The sequence below is a fragment of the Desulfallas sp. Bu1-1 genome, assembly GCF_015594625.1.
Taxonomy (GTDB): domain Bacteria; phylum Bacillota; class Desulfotomaculia; order Desulfotomaculales; family Desulfallaceae; genus JADNRQ01.
This window is the reverse complement of the sequence record NZ_JADNRQ010000076.1, coordinates 1-520: the sequence shown is the minus strand read 5'-3', so window position 1 is coordinate 520 and position 520 is coordinate 1. Positions and strand designations below refer to the sequence as shown.

The 520-nt window shown below is 51.5% G+C and carries 1 protein-coding gene; it reads left to right on the top strand.

The annotated features are described in order from the left end of the window. On the top strand, positions 1-520 hold a 520-nt coding region (locus IT084_RS17705; protein WP_195714188.1), incomplete at both ends, for a M23 family metallopeptidase.

Sequence of the window (520 nt, the reverse complement as noted above, 5' to 3'; positions counted from 1 at the left end):
AATTTGCTCGCCAGCTACGGATTGACCAAAGACATCGAATTTGAGCTGGTACTGAGATTGGCCATGAACATTGATGACAACTATTATGTTGACGCCAACCTCACCAGTTCTCCCCTGGAGATCACCGATAGCACGGAAACCGGGTATTACGAGGGTTCCGGCGAACTGGCCTGGCCGCTCCGTGGTCCTATAAAATCACCTTTTGGGTACCGCGCCCACCCGATTACCAAGGAATACAGGCTTCACACGGGTATCGACATCGCCTGTCCGAGGGGTGCTGAAGTCCACTCGGCGGGTGACGGCATTGTCATATTCGTCGGGAATAACGGCGCATACGGGAAGTGTATTATCATAGACCACGGCAAATACCGGACTTTATACGGCCATTTGCTCTCGTACAAAGTTACACCCGGGGATGAAGTTGAAAAAGGCCAGGTTATAGCCAAAGCCGACAGCACGGGATGGTCAACCGGCGATCACCTGCACTTTGAAGTGCGGGCAGGTAAAAATAAAACACAAT